At 61.9% G+C, this 15,056-nt stretch carries 11 protein-coding genes; 3 read left to right on the top strand and 8 right to left on the bottom strand.

The window, feature by feature from the left end:
- The first annotated feature begins 115 nt into the window (after positions 1-115).
- A complete protein-coding gene (locus N0P34_RS02380) occupies positions 116-415 on the top strand; it encodes a DUF1232 domain-containing protein (RefSeq protein ID WP_275605429.1) in 300 nt (99 codons plus the stop codon).
- A 72-nt stretch (positions 416-487) separates the two neighbouring features.
- On the opposite strand, the gene N0P34_RS02375 is transcribed toward N0P34_RS02380, so the two are convergent.
- The 5 genes from N0P34_RS02375 to N0P34_RS02355 all read right to left on the bottom strand — a co-directional run bounded on the left by N0P34_RS02375 (position 488) and on the right by N0P34_RS02355 (position 9,801).
- A complete protein-coding gene (locus N0P34_RS02375; RefSeq protein ID WP_275605428.1) occupies positions 488-2,383 on the bottom strand; it encodes an ABC transporter ATP-binding protein in 1,896 nt (631 codons plus the stop codon).
- Positions 2,380-4,236 carry an ABC transporter ATP-binding protein gene (locus N0P34_RS02370; protein WP_275605427.1) on the bottom strand — a complete coding sequence of 619 codons (1,857 nt, stop codon included), beginning with the start codon at positions 4,234-4,236 and terminating at the stop codon, positions 2,380-2,382. The genes N0P34_RS02375 and N0P34_RS02370 overlap by 4 nt, the downstream gene beginning before the upstream one ends.
- A 354-nt stretch (positions 4,237-4,590) precedes the next feature.
- Complete coding sequence (pyc, locus tag N0P34_RS02365) at positions 4,591-8,031, bottom strand: pyruvate carboxylase (protein ID WP_275605426.1); 3,441 nt, start codon at positions 8,029-8,031, stop codon at positions 4,591-4,593.
- A gap of 108 nt (positions 8,032-8,139) precedes the next feature.
- Entirely contained in the window at positions 8,140-8,556 is a 417-nt protein-coding gene (locus N0P34_RS02360; RefSeq protein WP_275605425.1) for a TIGR01244 family sulfur transferase, read from the bottom strand.
- 225 nt (positions 8,557-8,781) lie between these two features.
- Positions 8,782-9,801, bottom strand: coding sequence for a glycine betaine ABC transporter substrate-binding protein (locus N0P34_RS02355; RefSeq protein ID WP_275605424.1), 1,020 nt, complete (start codon positions 9,799-9,801; stop codon positions 8,782-8,784).
- 220 nt (positions 9,802-10,021) lie between these two features.
- Here N0P34_RS02355 and N0P34_RS02350 point away from each other — a divergent pair, with 220 nt between their 5' ends.
- Together N0P34_RS02350 and N0P34_RS02345 are read left to right on the top strand one after the other, a co-directional pair.
- A complete protein-coding gene (locus N0P34_RS02350; protein WP_275605423.1) occupies positions 10,022-11,230 on the top strand; it encodes an ABC transporter substrate-binding protein in 1,209 nt (402 codons plus the stop codon).
- A 75-nt stretch (positions 11,231-11,305) separates the two neighbouring features.
- On the top strand, positions 11,306-11,896 hold the full coding sequence (locus N0P34_RS02345; protein WP_275605422.1) for a class I SAM-dependent methyltransferase: 591 nt from the start codon (positions 11,306-11,308) through the stop codon (positions 11,894-11,896).
- 128 nt (positions 11,897-12,024) lie between these two features.
- Here the strand turns inward: N0P34_RS02345 and N0P34_RS02340 are convergent, their stop codons facing one another.
- From N0P34_RS02340 to N0P34_RS02330, 3 genes are read right to left on the bottom strand one after another with little or no spacing between them, the layout of a single operon-like run.
- Complete coding sequence (locus N0P34_RS02340) at positions 12,025-13,344, bottom strand: branched-chain amino acid ABC transporter permease (protein WP_275605421.1); 1,320 nt, start codon at positions 13,342-13,344, stop codon at positions 12,025-12,027.
- Positions 13,341-14,348, bottom strand: coding sequence for a branched-chain amino acid ABC transporter permease (locus tag N0P34_RS02335; protein WP_275605420.1), 1,008 nt, complete (start codon positions 14,346-14,348; stop codon positions 13,341-13,343). Before N0P34_RS02335 ends, N0P34_RS02340 begins: the two co-directional genes overlap by 4 nt.
- Positions 14,349-14,351: 3 nt before the next feature.
- Positions 14,352-15,056 carry an ABC transporter ATP-binding protein gene (locus N0P34_RS02330; protein WP_275605419.1) on the bottom strand — a complete coding sequence of 235 codons (705 nt, stop codon included), beginning with the start codon at positions 15,054-15,056 and terminating at the stop codon, positions 14,352-14,354.

Here is a 15,056-nt window from a genome sequence, read left to right as displayed (position 1 = left end):
TGGCGTGACGTCTGGCGCGAAAAAATATCGCGTTCGCCGCCGACGTCCTTACAGGCCGAAAATAATGTGATCGCGCTCACCTTGAACCGGCTGAATTCAAGGCCATTTATAGGTCATGATCAACATGCTGCTTCCCCGCCTCGTCCTCTTCCGCAAGGAAGTTGTCCAGCTCTGGAAAGCCTTCTGGGCGCCCCAGACCCCGTTTTACCTGAAGGCGGCGACGCTGTTTGTTGCCTTCTATCTGTTCAACCCGTTTGACGTCGTGCCCGACTTCATACCGCTTTTGGGCTGGGTCGACGACATCGTTCTCGTGCCCCTGATGGTGAGCTGGATCGTCAGCCGCCTGCCCGTGCCGGTGCATGTCTATGCCGGTAAGCATGGCAAGACCGTCGACGGCACCGCCCGCCGCCTCTAGGCGGTATAGCCCAGAATTGAGAAAGGCGCCCGATGGGCGCCTTTTGTGTTTTCTGACAGCCTGCGCGAGGACTCAGGTGCTCGCGGCCTTGGCATTGGCCTGGGCCACCAGGTCGTCGGGAATATCGTCGAAACTGGCATAGTTCATGTTGTAGAGGCGCGAATAGAGCCCGCCCAGTTCCATGAGCTGGTCGTGATTGCCCTCTTCGATCTTCTCGCCGTTCTGTAGCACGATGATGCGGTCGGCCCCTCGGATCGTGGCGAGCCGATGGGCAATCACCATGCCCGTGCGCCCCTTGAGGAGAATTTCCAGCGCCTTCTGGATCTGCCGCTCGGTATAGCTGTCGATATTGGCCGTTGCTTCGTCGAGAACCAGGATTTTCGCATCCGCCACCAGAGCACGGGCAAAGCTCAGCAATTGCCGCTGGCCGAGCGACAAATTCGAGCCGCGCTGTTCGAGCACGCTGTCATAGCCATTGGGCAGCTTTTCGATGAATTCGTGCGCGCCGACCGCCTTTGCGGCCGCCACGATGTCCTCGCGGGTGGCAGACGCCTTGTTGTAGCGGATATTGTCCAGCACCGAGCCGGTGAACAGGAATGGCTCCTGCAGCACCATGGCGACCTGCTCTCCCAGGCTCTCCTGGGTGATGTTGCGCACATCGTGCCCGCCGACCAGGACGGCACCACCCTGCACCTCGTAGAACCGGTGCACCAGCGCCATGGCGCTGGTCTTGCCTGAACCGGTGGGGCCGACAACCGCCACCGTCTCGCCCGGATTGACCCGGAACGACACGTTCTTGAGCACAGGCCGATTGGGATCATAGCCGAACACCACATCGTGGAAGGCCACCGAGCCATCCATGTCGCGCGTCAGCTCGATCGCATCGGGCTTGTCCGAGATCGCCACGGGCAGATCCAGCACTTCGGTGATGCGGCGACCAGAGGTCATGGCCCGCTGCATGATCGAATATTGCATGGTGAGCGAGCGGATCGGGTCAAAGAAGCGCTGGATGTAGAAGAGGAACGTCACGATGACGCCAACTTGCAGCGATCCGTTGAGCACCAGCGAGCCGCCCACCAGTACCACAGTGGCCATGGAAATGCCGGTGAGGCTATCGACGATCGGCACCATCACCTGGGCGAATTTCGAGCCCGTCAGCTGCGTTTGCAGGTTGTGGTATGCCTTGTCGTCATAAAGGTCGAAATTGACCTTCTGGCGCTCGAGGTTCTGCACCGTGCGCACGCCATTGATGCCTTCGGCCATGGCGCCATTGGTCAGAGAATTGGTCTCATGCGCCGCCCAGAAAGCGCGCTTGGCCGGTGGCAGCCAGAAGATGCGCACGATGAACAGGATCGGCATGGTGACAAGTGTCAGCAGGCCCAGCCAAGGGTCGAGGGTCAGGATGACGACGATAATGCCGCCCAGCAGCACCAAATCGCCCACCGAAATGACGGAGGTTTCCAGGAATTCCTGCATGGAATTGACGTCGCCCTGCAGCCGGCTCATCAGCCGGCCAACTTCGGTCTTGTCCATGAAGCTCAGCGACACGCGCTGCAATTGGGCAAACATGGCCCGGCGCATGTCGAACAGCACGTTTTCGGCAACTTGGCCAACCTGGGTTTCCTGTATGTAGGAAGCGCCGAAATTGAGCAGCACAGCGACGGCAAAGGCGACGACGGCCCAGATCAGATTGGTGGTGTTCCCACCCGCCACCATGCCCCCGTCAATGGCCCAGCCAATGATCAGCGGAATGGCCAATTGCGTGGCGGTAAACACCAGGACGGCTGCGACCGAGAGGAAAATCTTGGTCCGATAGGGATGCACGAACGCCCAGATGCGCCGCACGGTCTGCGGATCATAGGCCTTGCCGAAAACCTCTTCCTCGATGCGATGGCTACCGACGCTCGCTCGCGGCGGGCGCTGGCCTGGAATGGTGGCTTCGCGCTCGTCTTCCTCGATCACGCTCATTGCACCGCCCCTTCGGTTTCGATGTCTTCGGTCGGTCTGGTCTGCAAATCGTAGAGCGCCTTGTAGCGTCCCCCCAGCGCGAGCAATTCTTCATGGCTCCCCTCTTCGGCAAGCTTGCCGCCATCGAGGAACAGGATGCGGTCGGCATGCATGAGCGAGCTCAGGCGATGGGCGATGATGATGGTGACGCGATCGCTGGCAAAACGCCTTATGGCGCTGCGAATGCGGTGCTCCGTGCCGGCGTCGATAGCCGCGGTGGAATCGTCGAACACCAGTACCGCCGGCCGGGTGACGAGGCTGCGCGCAATGGCGAGACGCTGGCGCTGGCCGCCTGAAAGCGAGACGCCCCGCTCTCCCACCACCGTGTCATATTCGGCCGGCAGGCCGATGATGTAATTGTGCAGCTGGGCGCTTTCGGCCGCCTTCTCGATCTTGGTTTCCTTGGCCCAAGGATCGCCATAGGCGATGTTGTTCTCGATCGTGGTGGTAAACAGGAAACTATCCTGCTGCACCACGCCTACCTTGCGCCGCAGGGACTGGACCGTGAGGTCGCGGATATCCTGCCCGTCAATGGTGATGCGCCCGCCATCGACATCGTAAAAACGGGGGATGAGATGGGCGAGCGTCGACTTGCCGCTGCCCGGGGCACCGACAATGCCGATGGTCTCACCCGCCCTTGCCTCGAAGCTCACGCCGTCCAGCGTCGGATGGTTGGCACCCGGATAGGTAAAGCGCACATCCTCGAACCGGAGTACGCCCTCGCTCAGCTCAAGCGGCTTGGCGCCCGGACGATCCTCGATCTCGATCGGCTCATCGATGAAGGCGAAAAAGCGCTCCCCGCAGGTCGAGGCGCGGGCAAAGCCGTTGACCATCATGCCGAGCTGGCGCACCGGCATCTGCAGAATAGTCATGAAGGTGAGAAAGCTCGCCAGCGTCCCGATGCTCATTTCCCCGGCAATGACCTTATTGCCCCCAACCCAGAGCACGAGGCCCATGGCGGCAAAGAACGAGAAGGTCATGATCGAGGTATTGCTGACGCGCACGATGACGCGCCGATGCGCCAGTTCGAGGGCAGCCTTCGACGCCCGGTCGAATTTGGCCAGCTCGAAGGCCTGTCCGGCAAAAGCGCGCACCACGCGAATGCCACTGAGATTTTCGTCCATCACCCGGGTCAGGATGGATAGCTTTTCCTGCAGCACATACCAGGTGTTTCGAAGGGTAAGTTGGGCCGCCGAAGATCGCCATGCCACGAATGGCACAAAGCTCAGCGCCAGCACGGCCAAGAGGGCGTCGGTGGTGAACAGCATATAGGCGCCCACCCCGATCAAGACGGTGAGCAGCACGACGCGCACGAGGCCGGTGGCAAAAAACATGCGCACGCCATCGAGGTCGAGAAGCCCCAACGTGATCAGATCGCCCGAATGCACACGGTCATGATAGGAATAGGAGAGCTTTTGCACCTTGTCGTAAAAGCCCAGGCGCAGCTCATAGCCGACATGATGCCCCACCGATTCCGAAAAATAGTTCTGAATCAGCGTGAAAAACCCGCGCGCCACCGAGACGCCGAGCAGCGTCAACGCAGTCCACATCAGGGCCTGTTCCGCCCCCTCTGCAGCCACGCTCAGCACATTCTGGGCTTGATCAACCGCCTGGCCCAGCAGGCGCGGGATCATCAATTGGAGCACCGACGCAACGATCGCGCCGCCAACGGCAAGACCGACCTGCCAATAATGCCGCAGGGAATAAAGCGTTATGCGAAGAAGGGGGCCCTGCCCCTTGCCACGATGGATGGCAGCAAGGTGGGCATTTGCATCGCCGCGCGAACGTTCGCGGCCAGCCTTGAGGGTGATCAAGGGAGTATCCAGACGTCAATAAGTGTGGGGCCCATCGGGGAGGCGGAGGTCCGTCGACCGGCGATCGGGCAAATCAAATCTCGCGGAGCTATAAAAGGCACAATCACACTGCCATTCAAGGTGCAATCTGCGCAAATATCGCAAGTTTTTCGCCGCTGTGCCTCGGCTTAGCGTTTTTGACGCCCAAAAGGCCGGAAAGCCAAGCGCCCGTACCCTAAACACCCTGCCCTTGGAGTGCCGGCAGTTGGTGACGTACCGGGTCCCCCCGATTGGGGGAGTTGCCGTCTCCCCGCCGAGCTTCCCTCGGATCAAGCCCGAGGGAAGATTGGCGCACAATTGAATGGGAAATCCCGCCTAGTCCAGCCGGACCAGAAGGTCCTTGGCGTCGATCTGGTCGCCCGGCTTGATCAGTAGCTCAGCCACCACGCCGTCGATTTCGGCATGGATTGCCGTTTCCATCTTCATGGCTTCGATAGAGCACAGCACGTCGCCAGCCGAGATCTTCTGGCCTTCCTTGACGGCGAGCGTCGAGATGACCCCCGGCATGGGCGCACCGACCTGCTTGGGATCGCCCTGAGCGGCCTTGGCGCGAACCTTGACCTCGCCCGCCTTGAGACGATCGGGCACGGTAATGGTGCGCGGCTGGCCGTTGAGGTCGAAGAACACGCGGACCTCGCCTTTTTCATTGGTCTCGGCGCGCCCCTGATAGGTCACGACCAGGGTTTTGCCCTTCTCGATGTCGACCAGCAGTTCGTCGCCTTCATCGAGGCCATAAAAATAGACCGGCGTGGGCAGCACTTCGGTCGGGCCGTAGCGCTCTTGGGTCTTTTCGAAATCCGAATAGACCTTTGGGTACATAAGGTATGAGGCAAGCCGGTAGTCATCGACCGGGTGGCCGACTTCTTCGGCAATCTTCTTGCGCTCGGCCTCGAGATCGACATCCTGCAAATAGGAGCCAGGCCGCTCGGTCAGGGCCGTCTTGCCCTTGAGAACCTTTTTCTGCAGGGCCTGGGGGAAGCCGCCGGGGGGCTGGCCGAGATCGCCGGCAAAAAAGCCGACGACCGAATCGGGGAAGGCGATGTCCTTGGCCGGATTCTCGACATCGGCGCGGGTAATTCCGGCCGACACCATGGCGAGAGCCATGTCGCCCACCACCTTGGAGGACGGCGTGACCTTGACGATATCGCCGAACATCTGGTTGACGTCCGCATAGGTCTGGGCGACCTCATGCCACCGGGTCTCGAGACCCAGCGAGCGCGCCTGTTCCTTGAGATTGGTGAACTGTCCACCCGGCATTTCGTGCAGGTAAACTTCCGAAGCACCGCCCTTGAGATCGCTCTCGAAAGCCCGGTATTGGGTGCGCACGGCCTCCCAGTAGAACGAGATCTGGCGAATGGCCCTGGCATCGAGCTGGGGATCGCGATCCCCACCGGAGAGCGCTGCGACCAGTGACCCCAGCGTCGGCTGGCTGGTGGTCGAGGACAGCGCGTCCATGGCCGCGTCGACGGCATCGACGCCCGCTTCCACTGCGGCCAGTACCGTCGCCGCCGAAGCGCCCGACGTGTCGTGGGTATGCAAATGGATCGGCAGGCCGATTTCCTGCTTGAGCGTTTCGACCAGTTTCTTGGCCGCGGCAGGCTTGAGCAGCCCCGCCATGTCCTTGATCCCGAGCACATGCACGCCGGCCGCCTCAAGCTCCTTGGCGAGGCCAACATAATATTTGAGGTCGTATTTGGACCGGTCGGCATCGAAGAGATCGCCCGTGTAGCAGATCGCGCCTTCAGCGACCTTGCCCTCTTCGGCAACCGCGTCGATCGAGACGCGCATATTCTCGACCCAGTTCAGGCAGTCGAAAATGCGGAAGATGTCGACGCCACCCTTGGCGGCCTGCCGGACGAAGAATTTGACGACATTGTCCGGATAATTCGTATAGCCGACGCCATTGCTGCCGCGCAGCAGCATCTGGGTGAGAATGTTTGGCGCGCTGGCGCGCACCTTGCTCAGACGCTCCCAGGGATCCTCGTTGAGGAAGCGCATCGAGACGTCGAAGGTCGCCCCGCCCCAGCATTCAAGGCTAAAGAGATTGGGCAGGCCGCGCGAATAAGCCTGGGCAATCTGGGTGATGTCGAAGCTGCGCATCCGGGTGGCGAGCAGGCTCTGATGCGCGTCGCGCATGGTCGTGTCGGTAAAGAGCACACGGCTCTGTGCCTTCATCCAATTGGCAAGAGCCACCGGCCCGTCTCGGTCCAGAATCTGCCGGCTGCCCTCGATGGCAGCAAGGGGAGCGAATTCCGGCACGATCGGGGCTGCTGCACCTGCAGGCGGGCGCGGTCGGTCGCGCACTTCGGGATGCCCGTTCACCGTCACGTCGGCAATATAGGACAGCAGCTTGGTAGCCCTGTCCTTGCGCGGCTTGAAGTTGAACAAATCCGGCGTCGTATCGATAAAGCGCGTCGTATAGCGGTTCTCGACGAAATCGGGATGGGTGATGATGTTTTCGAGGAAGGCCAGATTGGTCGAGACCCCGCGGATGCGGAATTCGCGGAGCGCGCGGTGCATCCGGGCAATGGCCTCGTCGGCGCTCGGCGCCCAGCACGTGACCTTTTCCAGCAGCGGATCGTAATAGCGTGTGATGATGGCGCCGGCATAGGCCGTGCCCCCGTCGAGACGCACGCCAAACCCGGTCGCGCCGCGATAGGCGGTGATGCGACCATAGTCCGGAATGAAATTGTGCTCGGGGTCTTCCGTGGTCACGCGGCACTGGATGGCGTTGCCGTTGAGGCGGATGTCCTGCTGCAGCGGCACACCTGATTCGGGCGTTCCGATCACGGCGCCATCGAGCAGATGGATCTGCGCCTTAACGATATCGATGCCGGTCACCTCTTCGGTGACGGTGTGCTCGACCTGGATGCGCGGGTTGACTTCGATGAAGTAGAACTTGTCGGTGTCTGCATCCATCAGGAATTCGACCGTGCCGGCGCCGCGATAATTGGCGGCATTGCCCAGGCGCACGGCCGCGTCGGTCAGGTCCTTGCGCACCGCATCGGAAAGGTAGGGCGCAGGCGCACGCTCGACCACTTTCTGGTTACGACGCTGCACCGAGCAGTCGCGCTCGTAAAGATGCACGAGATTGCCGTGATCATCGCCGATCAGCTGCACTTCCACATGGCGGGCGCGCTCGATCAGCTTTTCGAGATACATTTCGTCCTTGCCGAACGCCGCCTTGGCCTCGCGCTTGCCTTCCGAAACCTCGGCGATCAGGCTTTTTTCGTCCATGATCCGGCGCATGCCGCGCCCGCCGCCACCCCAGGAGGCCTTGAGCATCAGTGGATAGCCGATTTCGGCGGCGAGGCGCTTGATCGCTTCGGGGTCGTCGGGAAGCGCATCGGTGGCCGGAACCACCGGAACCTTGGATGCGATCGCCATGTTGCGCGCGGCAACCTTGTTGCCGAGGTCGCGCATGGTTTGCGCCCGCGGGCCGATAAAGGTGATCCCCGCATCCTCGCAGGCGTCGACGAATTCCGGGCTCTCGGACAGCAGCCCATAGCCGGGGTGGATGGCATCGGCGCCCGAAATGCGGGCAATCCGGATATATTCCTCGATCTGCAGATAGGCTTCGACGGGCCCCAGGCCCTTGCCGATCAGATAGGCCTCGTCGGCTTTGAACCGGTGCAGGGCCAATTTGTCTTCTTCGGCATAGACCGCAACGGTCTTCAGCCCGAGCTCATTGGCCGCCCGAAACACGCGAATGGCGATCTCGCTGCGATTGGCGACGAGGATTTTCTTGATTGGCATCGATTGTATTTCCGAGCGGGAGGGGTGGAGGACCGTTCATGCGGTCCGGCTCAGCACAGAGTCCGACTTCTGGTACGACTGCGCGTCCAGGCGTCACTTTGATAATATTCAGTTTCGGCCGAGATAGCCGGCCAGATGGCTCATGTCGTAGCCGGCCTCGGCCGCCTGCGAGATGATGTCCTTGGCCTCCGCCTGGCCAGCCTGGCTCAACGCCCACAGCGTGGTCGAGCGCGTACCCGAACGACAAAAGCAGAAAACCGGGCCATCGCTCCCCTCGATGACGGCCCGTGTCCGCTCGACCAGGTCGGGATTGACCCCTTCCCGTCCCAGCGGAATGGCGTGATAGGCAAGTCCGGCAGCCTCGGCAGCCGCTTCGATTTCGGCGCCTGCCGGTTGATCGGGAGATTCCCCGTCCGGCCGGTTATTGACGATGGCGACAAAACCGAGGGATTTGAGCGTTGCGACGTCCTCGGGCTGAATTTGCCCGGAAACGCTGACATGTTCATTGATACGCTTCAAGTCCAAGGTGCTACTCCCCACCGCGGTCCGACAGACTTCCGGCCACGTTTATATCCACCCGCTCGCCCCGCATGCAACTACGACATCCAGCTTGCGACCAAAGTCGCGGCGTAAAGCGCTGTGGCGGGGTCGAAAATAGGGCAATAAACTTGTGTCCTGGCGCCATTTTGCCGTTTTGGGCCGCAGTACGGCAAGAATTTTTCTCATCAGGAACCGCCCGACTCCCGCCGATCACTGTGGTTCCGCGACCCATTTGCTCCAGATATCGCGCCGCGTCGCCACGAACTGGTCGGCAACGCTCTCGATCGTGGCGCCCGGCTCGCTCGTCTGGGCGAGCAATGCGTTCATCTCGGAAAGGGGAAGGCTGGAGCGCTGGAAATAACTTGCGACCTGCGGCGCCTCCGAAAACACCCAGTCACTGAGCGCCACCACCACCATCTCGCTGGGATAGGCGCTGGGCCTGGGGTCGACGCAATTCTGGCGCGCCAGGCACTTGGCCGCCTCTTCGTCGAACGCTCCCATGTCGAGCGCCACGAAATCGAGCTGTTCGAGCACCGCATTGGGCTGCCAGTAGTAGAAAAAGAAAACGTCGCGCCGGTTGACCGCCTCGCCGATCAGCGTGTCCATCTCGAACCGGTTCGCCGGCTCGATCACCTCCACCCTTTGCTCCAGACCATACGCCTTGAGCAAATTGCGGTTGATCAGCGCACAGGCCCAGTCGGCAGGGCAGGAAATGAACCGCGTACGCTCGCCGGTTCCTTCAGCCGGAAGCGAACCGGCCAATCCTGCCGCCGATGGCACCGCCCCCGTCACCGAATAGCCCGGCATGAACCAGCCCTCGAAGGTGGTTTCGACATAGGTGGGGGCCGCGCTGCGCACCATCTGCGCCTCTATCGCGCCGTTCCACACATCGGCGATGCGCGTTACCCACATTTCCGGCGCCACGGCCGGCTGGCCTGACGAGCCCATGGACGATGTCGTCGCCGGCATGTCGCCGGGAGTGACACGCACCTCGCAGCCATATTCGCTGGCCAGTAGCCTTGCGTGGATTTCCGCAAGAAGAGCCGCCGAGGGCCAGCTCATGCGGGCGATGGCAATTGGCTGGGTGCCACAGGGAAGCGGCGCCTCCTGCTCGGCCGCGTTGGCGCCTGCCCCGGCCGGCCGGTCATCGAGAATTGTGAACTGGGCCATGGCGGGCTGGCCGGCCAAAGCCAACATCGCGCCGAGATAAGTCCACCGCACAAGCCGCATGCTGATCCCTTCCGTAACCGGCTCAGTCTATGCGCAAACCACCTGTGTTAAGCAACCGAAACGGCTTGCGGAATTGTCGCGCAAACCCCGGTGACTTTTAGTCGCAGAATGTGCAACAGTCCGGTCCAGAGAGGCGCGGGTCGCGCCTCCACATTCCGTTGCCGGTCGCAAGAGCGGGCCTTCAAGCCGCCCGGCAGGCAACGCAAGCAGAGGGACGTCTATGCGCAATTTCAAGAATACCCTGACCCTGGCTGTCGCCGCCGCAACCCTTGGCCTGGCGGCCCCGGCCCTTGCTCAGGAAGTCAAGATCGGCTTTCTCGCCGACGTGACCGGTCCGATCGCCGGCTTTGCTCCGGGCATGGTCGATGCCGGCAATCTGGCCATCGCCAATGTCAACGACCAGGGCGGCATTCTCGACGGCCAGACCCTGGCTTCGGTGCTTGCCGACTCGGCCTGTGACGGCGGTGCAGCCGGTCCGGCCGCCGACCGTCTGGTCAATGCCGAAAATGTCATCGCCATCTTTGGCGGTTATTGCTCGGGCGCAACCATTGCCGGTGCCAATGGCTCGGCCATTCCTGGCAACGTCGTCATGATCTCGCCCGCTTCGACCGCTCCGGCCGTTGCCGAACTCGCTGACAACGATCTCGTGTTCCGCGACGTGGTTCCCGACAGCATCCAGGGCGTCAAGGCCGCTGAACTGCTGATCGCCCAGGGCGTCACCGAAGTCGGCGTGACCTATGTCAACAACGACTACGGTTCGGGCCTGGCCGGCGCTTTCGAGGAAGCCTTCAAGGCCAATGGCGGCACCGTGCTTGCCAGCGTTGCCCATGAAGACGGCAAGGCTGACTACCGTCCGGAAATCGGCCAGATCGAAGCTGCTGGCGCCACCACCCTGGTGATCTACGGCTACGAAAACGCCGGCGGCGGCGCCATCCTCAACCAGGCTGTCGAAGCCGGTTCGTTCGACCTCTTCGTCGGTGGCGACGGCATGGCCGGTGAAGCCCTGCTCGCTTCGCGCAACGGTGCCGACCTCGAAGGCATGATCCTGACCCAGGCGGCTCCCGCTGCAGGTCCGGCTTTCGACGCGCTCGTCGCCCTTACTGCTGCCGCCGGCCAGGACGCCAATGGCACCTATGTGACCAACTCATACGATGCCGTGTTCCTCTTGGCTCTGGCCATCGAGAAGTCCGGCTCGGCTGATCGCGACGGCATCTCCGCCGCTCTGCGCGAAGTGTCCAACGCTCCCGGCGAAACCATCCTGCCGGGCGAATGGTCCAAGGCCAAGGAACTGATCGCTGCCGGTACCGACATCAACTACGAAGGCGCTTCGGGCACCGTCGAGTTCGATGACGTCGGCGACGTCGCCGGCGCCATCAACTACTTCGTCGTCGAAGGCGGCGCCGTGGTGAACAAGGGCCTGATCGACTGATCACGCGCCGGTCCCACAGACCAAAACAGCGGCCCGGGAGCGATCCCGGGCCGTTTTCATTTTCAGGAGGGTGCGATGGCCGACGACGACACGCTCAGATTCTACGCCGAAAATGCCGCGACCTATGTTCGGCATGCGAGCGGCTTGCCCTCGGAACAGCTCGTCGCTTTTGCCGATGCCCTGCCCCCCGGGTCCGCTGTGCTGGAACTGGGCACGGGGAGCGGCAAGGACGCGGCCTATCTGCTCTCACGGGGCCATGATGTGCACCCCAGCGATGGCTCGCCCGAGTTGGCCGCAGAGGCCGAACGTCTGCTCGGACGAACGGTGCGCATCATGCGGTTCGATCAGCTCGAGGAGGACCAGGCCTATGACGGGGTCTGGGCCAGCGCCAGCCTGCTGCATGCACCCGCACATGAGCTGACCGCTGACCTCACCCGCATCCATCGAGCGCTGCGAACCGGTGGCCTTGTGGTCGCCAGTTTCAAGTCAGGCTCGGGCGAGGGGCGCGACATGTTCGGCCGCTACTACAACTATCCCGATGCCGAGACGCTGGTGGCCCATTTCCGCGATGCCGCCGCCTGGGCCGACCTGTCCCTGAGCACACACATGGGTGGAGGCTATGACGGCAAGCCGACAGAATGGCTCTGGGTGACGGCACGGCGCTGAGGCATGCTGTCTTCGACGCCTCGGGCTCGTATCTCTGGTTTTAGGCCGGCATCCCATCGCAGCAGGACGGTGCACCACCCGGATGGACCGGGTGGTGATACTGGGAAAACGCCGTAAGGCGAAACCGCCTAGCCGCGCTTGACCACTTCGGGGATCAACCCCTTGGGGGCATAGCGCAGGGCGATGGTGATGACCACGCCGAGGACAAAGACGCGCATCTGCAGGGCACGACTGTCGATCTCGGGGATCGCACCCCAGCCGAGATTACTGGTCAATTGCGAGAGGTTGAGGAAGATCAGCTGCGCCAGCGGATCGGAAATGATCCAGACGATATAGATGAGGAATGCGCCCAGCACGACGCCCCAATTATTGCCTGCGCCGCCAACAATCACCATCACCCAGATCATGAAGGTGTGGTTGATCGGCTGGTAGCCGGAGGGGTCGAATATCTGCGAGAAGGTGGCCAGCATGGCCCCGCCGATACCCATCAGGATCGAGCCGAAGATAAAGAGCTCGAGCTGACGTCCGGTGACGTCCTTGCCCATGGAGCCGGCAGCGATGTGATTGTCGCGAATGGCGCGCATCATCCGGCCCCAAGGCCCGCCATAAGCCCGCTGGACGATGAGGAATGCCACAACCAGGATGATGACGGAGAGGACGAGGAAACCGAGGCGCGCATAGATGAAGCTCTCGGGAATCGAAAAGCCCATCGCCTGCAAATGCTGCGGCAGCGGTGTTGGCCAGGGCATGGGCGACACGGTCATGGTGCCGCGCGTCAGCCAGTCCATGTTCTTGATCAGGGCCCGCAGGATCTCGGAAATGCCGATCGTGGCAATGGCGAGATAGTCGGTACGGAGGCCAAGGCTGATCCGGCCGATGTAAAAGGCAATGACGGCCGAGACGAGACCGCCAAAGGCCCAGCCGAGCACGGGATTGAGGCCCAGTCCGCCGACAAAGCCGGCAGTGGATTCGATATAGGCGGCGGCCGGGTCGATCTGGCTGCGATAGATGACATAGGCGACGAACCAGGCGAGCACGACCAGCGCCGTGCGGGCCTTGTCGGTAATGCCGATGCGGTCGCTCTTGCGGGCAGCCATGACGAGGAGCAGCCCGAAGATGAAGGCGATCAGCACCCGCCCCAGCATCATCGGCCCTTCGCTGGCCCAGAAGGCCGGGTTGACCGGATAGGATAGGAAGACGGTCGAAGCCCCACCCACCATGAGGAAGCCCATGATGGCGAAGTTGAACAGCCCGCCATAACCCCACTGGATATTGAGCCCCAGTGCGATCAGCGCAAAGGCCGTCGCCTGGGTCAGGATCAGCAGGATCGAGGCGCCGCCCTGAACCATGCCCGTGATGACAATGATCACGAACATGGCGACAAACAGCGCTATGCCCCGCCGAAGCGGGCTCTGCAGGCTGGTCGCAATGGAAGAGGCCAGGCTCATGTCGAGGCTCCCTTGAAGATACCGGTGGGCCGGACGAGAAGCGTGACCACGAGGATGACGAAGGCGACGGTCAGCTTGTATTCGGTCGGAACGAGCGCCAGATTTGCCGGCAGGGCCATGCCTTCGGGCAAGATGGCATTGAGCGGGCGCAGCACCGCGGTCCAGTTGAAAACCGCCAGCGTTTCGGCAAAGGCGATGAGGAACCCGCCGACAATGGCGCCATAGGCATGGCCGAGGCCGCCCACGATGGCCGCCGCGAAGATCGGCAAGACGATGTTGAAGGCGAGGTCCGGCATCAGCGCCACGTCGAGCGCCAGCATGGTGCCGGCCACGCAGGCCAGTGCACCGGCAATGATCCAGGTCACACGCACGACCAGCGCTGTATTGATGCCCGAAACCTGCGCCAGCGCCGCATTGTCCGCCATGGCGCGCATGGCCTTGCCCAGCCGTGAGCGGGTCAGGAAGATATGAAGAGCTACGACGATCAGCGCGGTAACCACGAACATGATCAGCTGCGGCTCGGTGATGGAAATGGGGCGACTGCCGCCGGCCCAGCTCATGTCGATGCGGAAAATGTCCTTGGACTCCCCGGCGACATAGATCGATTTCGTGCCGGACCCGAAAATCAGGCGTAAAAGCCCCTGCATCATCAGGGTCACGCCGATGGAGGCAATCAGAAGTGTGACCGGCTTGGCGCCACGGGCGCGCAGTGGCGCATAAAAGCCTTTGTCGATCCCGAGTGCGAGGAGCGCCGTGATAATCATCGCGACGGGCAACACCACGAACGCCATGGGCAGTGGCAGGATAATGCCGGATGCGGCGAGTGCAGTCGCGAGCACGAAGGCGATAAAGGCTCCCATGGTCATCATGTCGCCATGGGCGAAATGGGCAAAGCGCAGAATGCCGAAGATCAGCGTGATGCCGATGGCACCCAGCGCATAGATCGACCCCAGCACCGTGCCTGAGATCAGCACGCGGTTGATAAAGAAAATAAGCTCGTCCAAGCCCTAGCCCCCCAGGAAACTCTTGGCCACTTCAGGATCGTCGATCAATTCCTGCCCGGTGCCGGTGAAACGGTTCTGGCCCTGGGCCAGCACGAAGCCTTTGGAGGCAAAGGCAAGGGCCTGGCGCGCATTCTGCTCGACCATCAAAATACCCACGCCCTCCTTGTTGACGCGAACAATGGTCTCGAAGATCTCGATGACGTAGCGCGGAGACAGCCCTGCAGAGGGCTCGTCGAGCATCAGGAGGGTCGGTTTGCTCATCAGGGCGCGGCCCATGGCCACCATCTGGCGCTGTCCGCCCGAGAGCTCACCCGCCGGTTGGCGCCGCTTTTCAGCCAAGACCGGAAACATCTCGTAGACCCAGTTCATGGTCCCGGAGAAATCGTCGGTACGGGTAAACGCGCCCATCTCGAGATTTTCTTCGACAGTCATCGAGGTGAAGACGTTCTTCTCCTGCGGCACGAAGCTGAGGCCCTTGGGCACCAGCTTGTCGGGGAGCGAATTGGCGATGTTCTCGCCGCCGAATTCGATCGTGCCGCCAGTGACTTTCAAAAGCCCGAAAATGGCTTTCAGCGTCGTCGATTTGCCAGCGCCATTGGGCCCGACAATGACGCCGATATCGCTCTTGTCGATGGCAATGTTGACGCCATTCAAGATCGGGGCGCCACCATATCCGCCGACCACATGCTTGAGTTCGATCAATGCCAT

The sequence above is a fragment of the Devosia sp. FJ2-5-3 genome (assembly GCF_029201545.1).
Taxonomy (GTDB): domain Bacteria; phylum Pseudomonadota; class Alphaproteobacteria; order Rhizobiales; family Devosiaceae; genus Devosia.
Note: the sequence above shows the minus strand (reverse complement) of the source record. Positions and strands in the feature narration are given on the sequence as shown.

Bases quoted from the DNA above. Each gene is read 5' to 3' on its own strand.
- N0P34_RS02380 (WP_275605429.1), top strand. From the start codon at position 116: ATGATCAACATGCTGCTTCCCCGCCTCGTCCTCTTCCGCAAGGAAGTT.
- N0P34_RS02375 (WP_275605428.1), bottom strand. From the start codon at position 2,383: ATGAGCGTGATCGAGGAAGACGAGCGCGAAGCCACCATTCCAGGCCAG.
- pyc (WP_275605426.1), bottom strand. From the start codon at position 8,031: ATGCCAATCAAGAAAATCCTCGTCGCCAATCGCAGCGAGATCGCCATT.
- N0P34_RS02355 (WP_275605424.1), bottom strand. From the start codon at position 9,801: ATGCGGCTTGTGCGGTGGACTTATCTCGGCGCGATGTTGGCTTTGGCC.
- N0P34_RS02350 (WP_275605423.1), top strand. From the start codon at position 10,022: ATGCGCAATTTCAAGAATACCCTGACCCTGGCTGTCGCCGCCGCAACC.
- N0P34_RS02345 (WP_275605422.1), top strand. From the start codon at position 11,306: ATGGCCGACGACGACACGCTCAGATTCTACGCCGAAAATGCCGCGACC.
- N0P34_RS02340 (WP_275605421.1), bottom strand. From the start codon at position 13,344: ATGAGCCTGGCCTCTTCCATTGCGACCAGCCTGCAGAGCCCGCTTCGG.
- N0P34_RS02330 (WP_275605419.1), bottom strand. From the start codon at position 15,056: ATGGCATTGATCGAACTCAAGCATGTGGTCGGCGGATATGGTGGCGCC.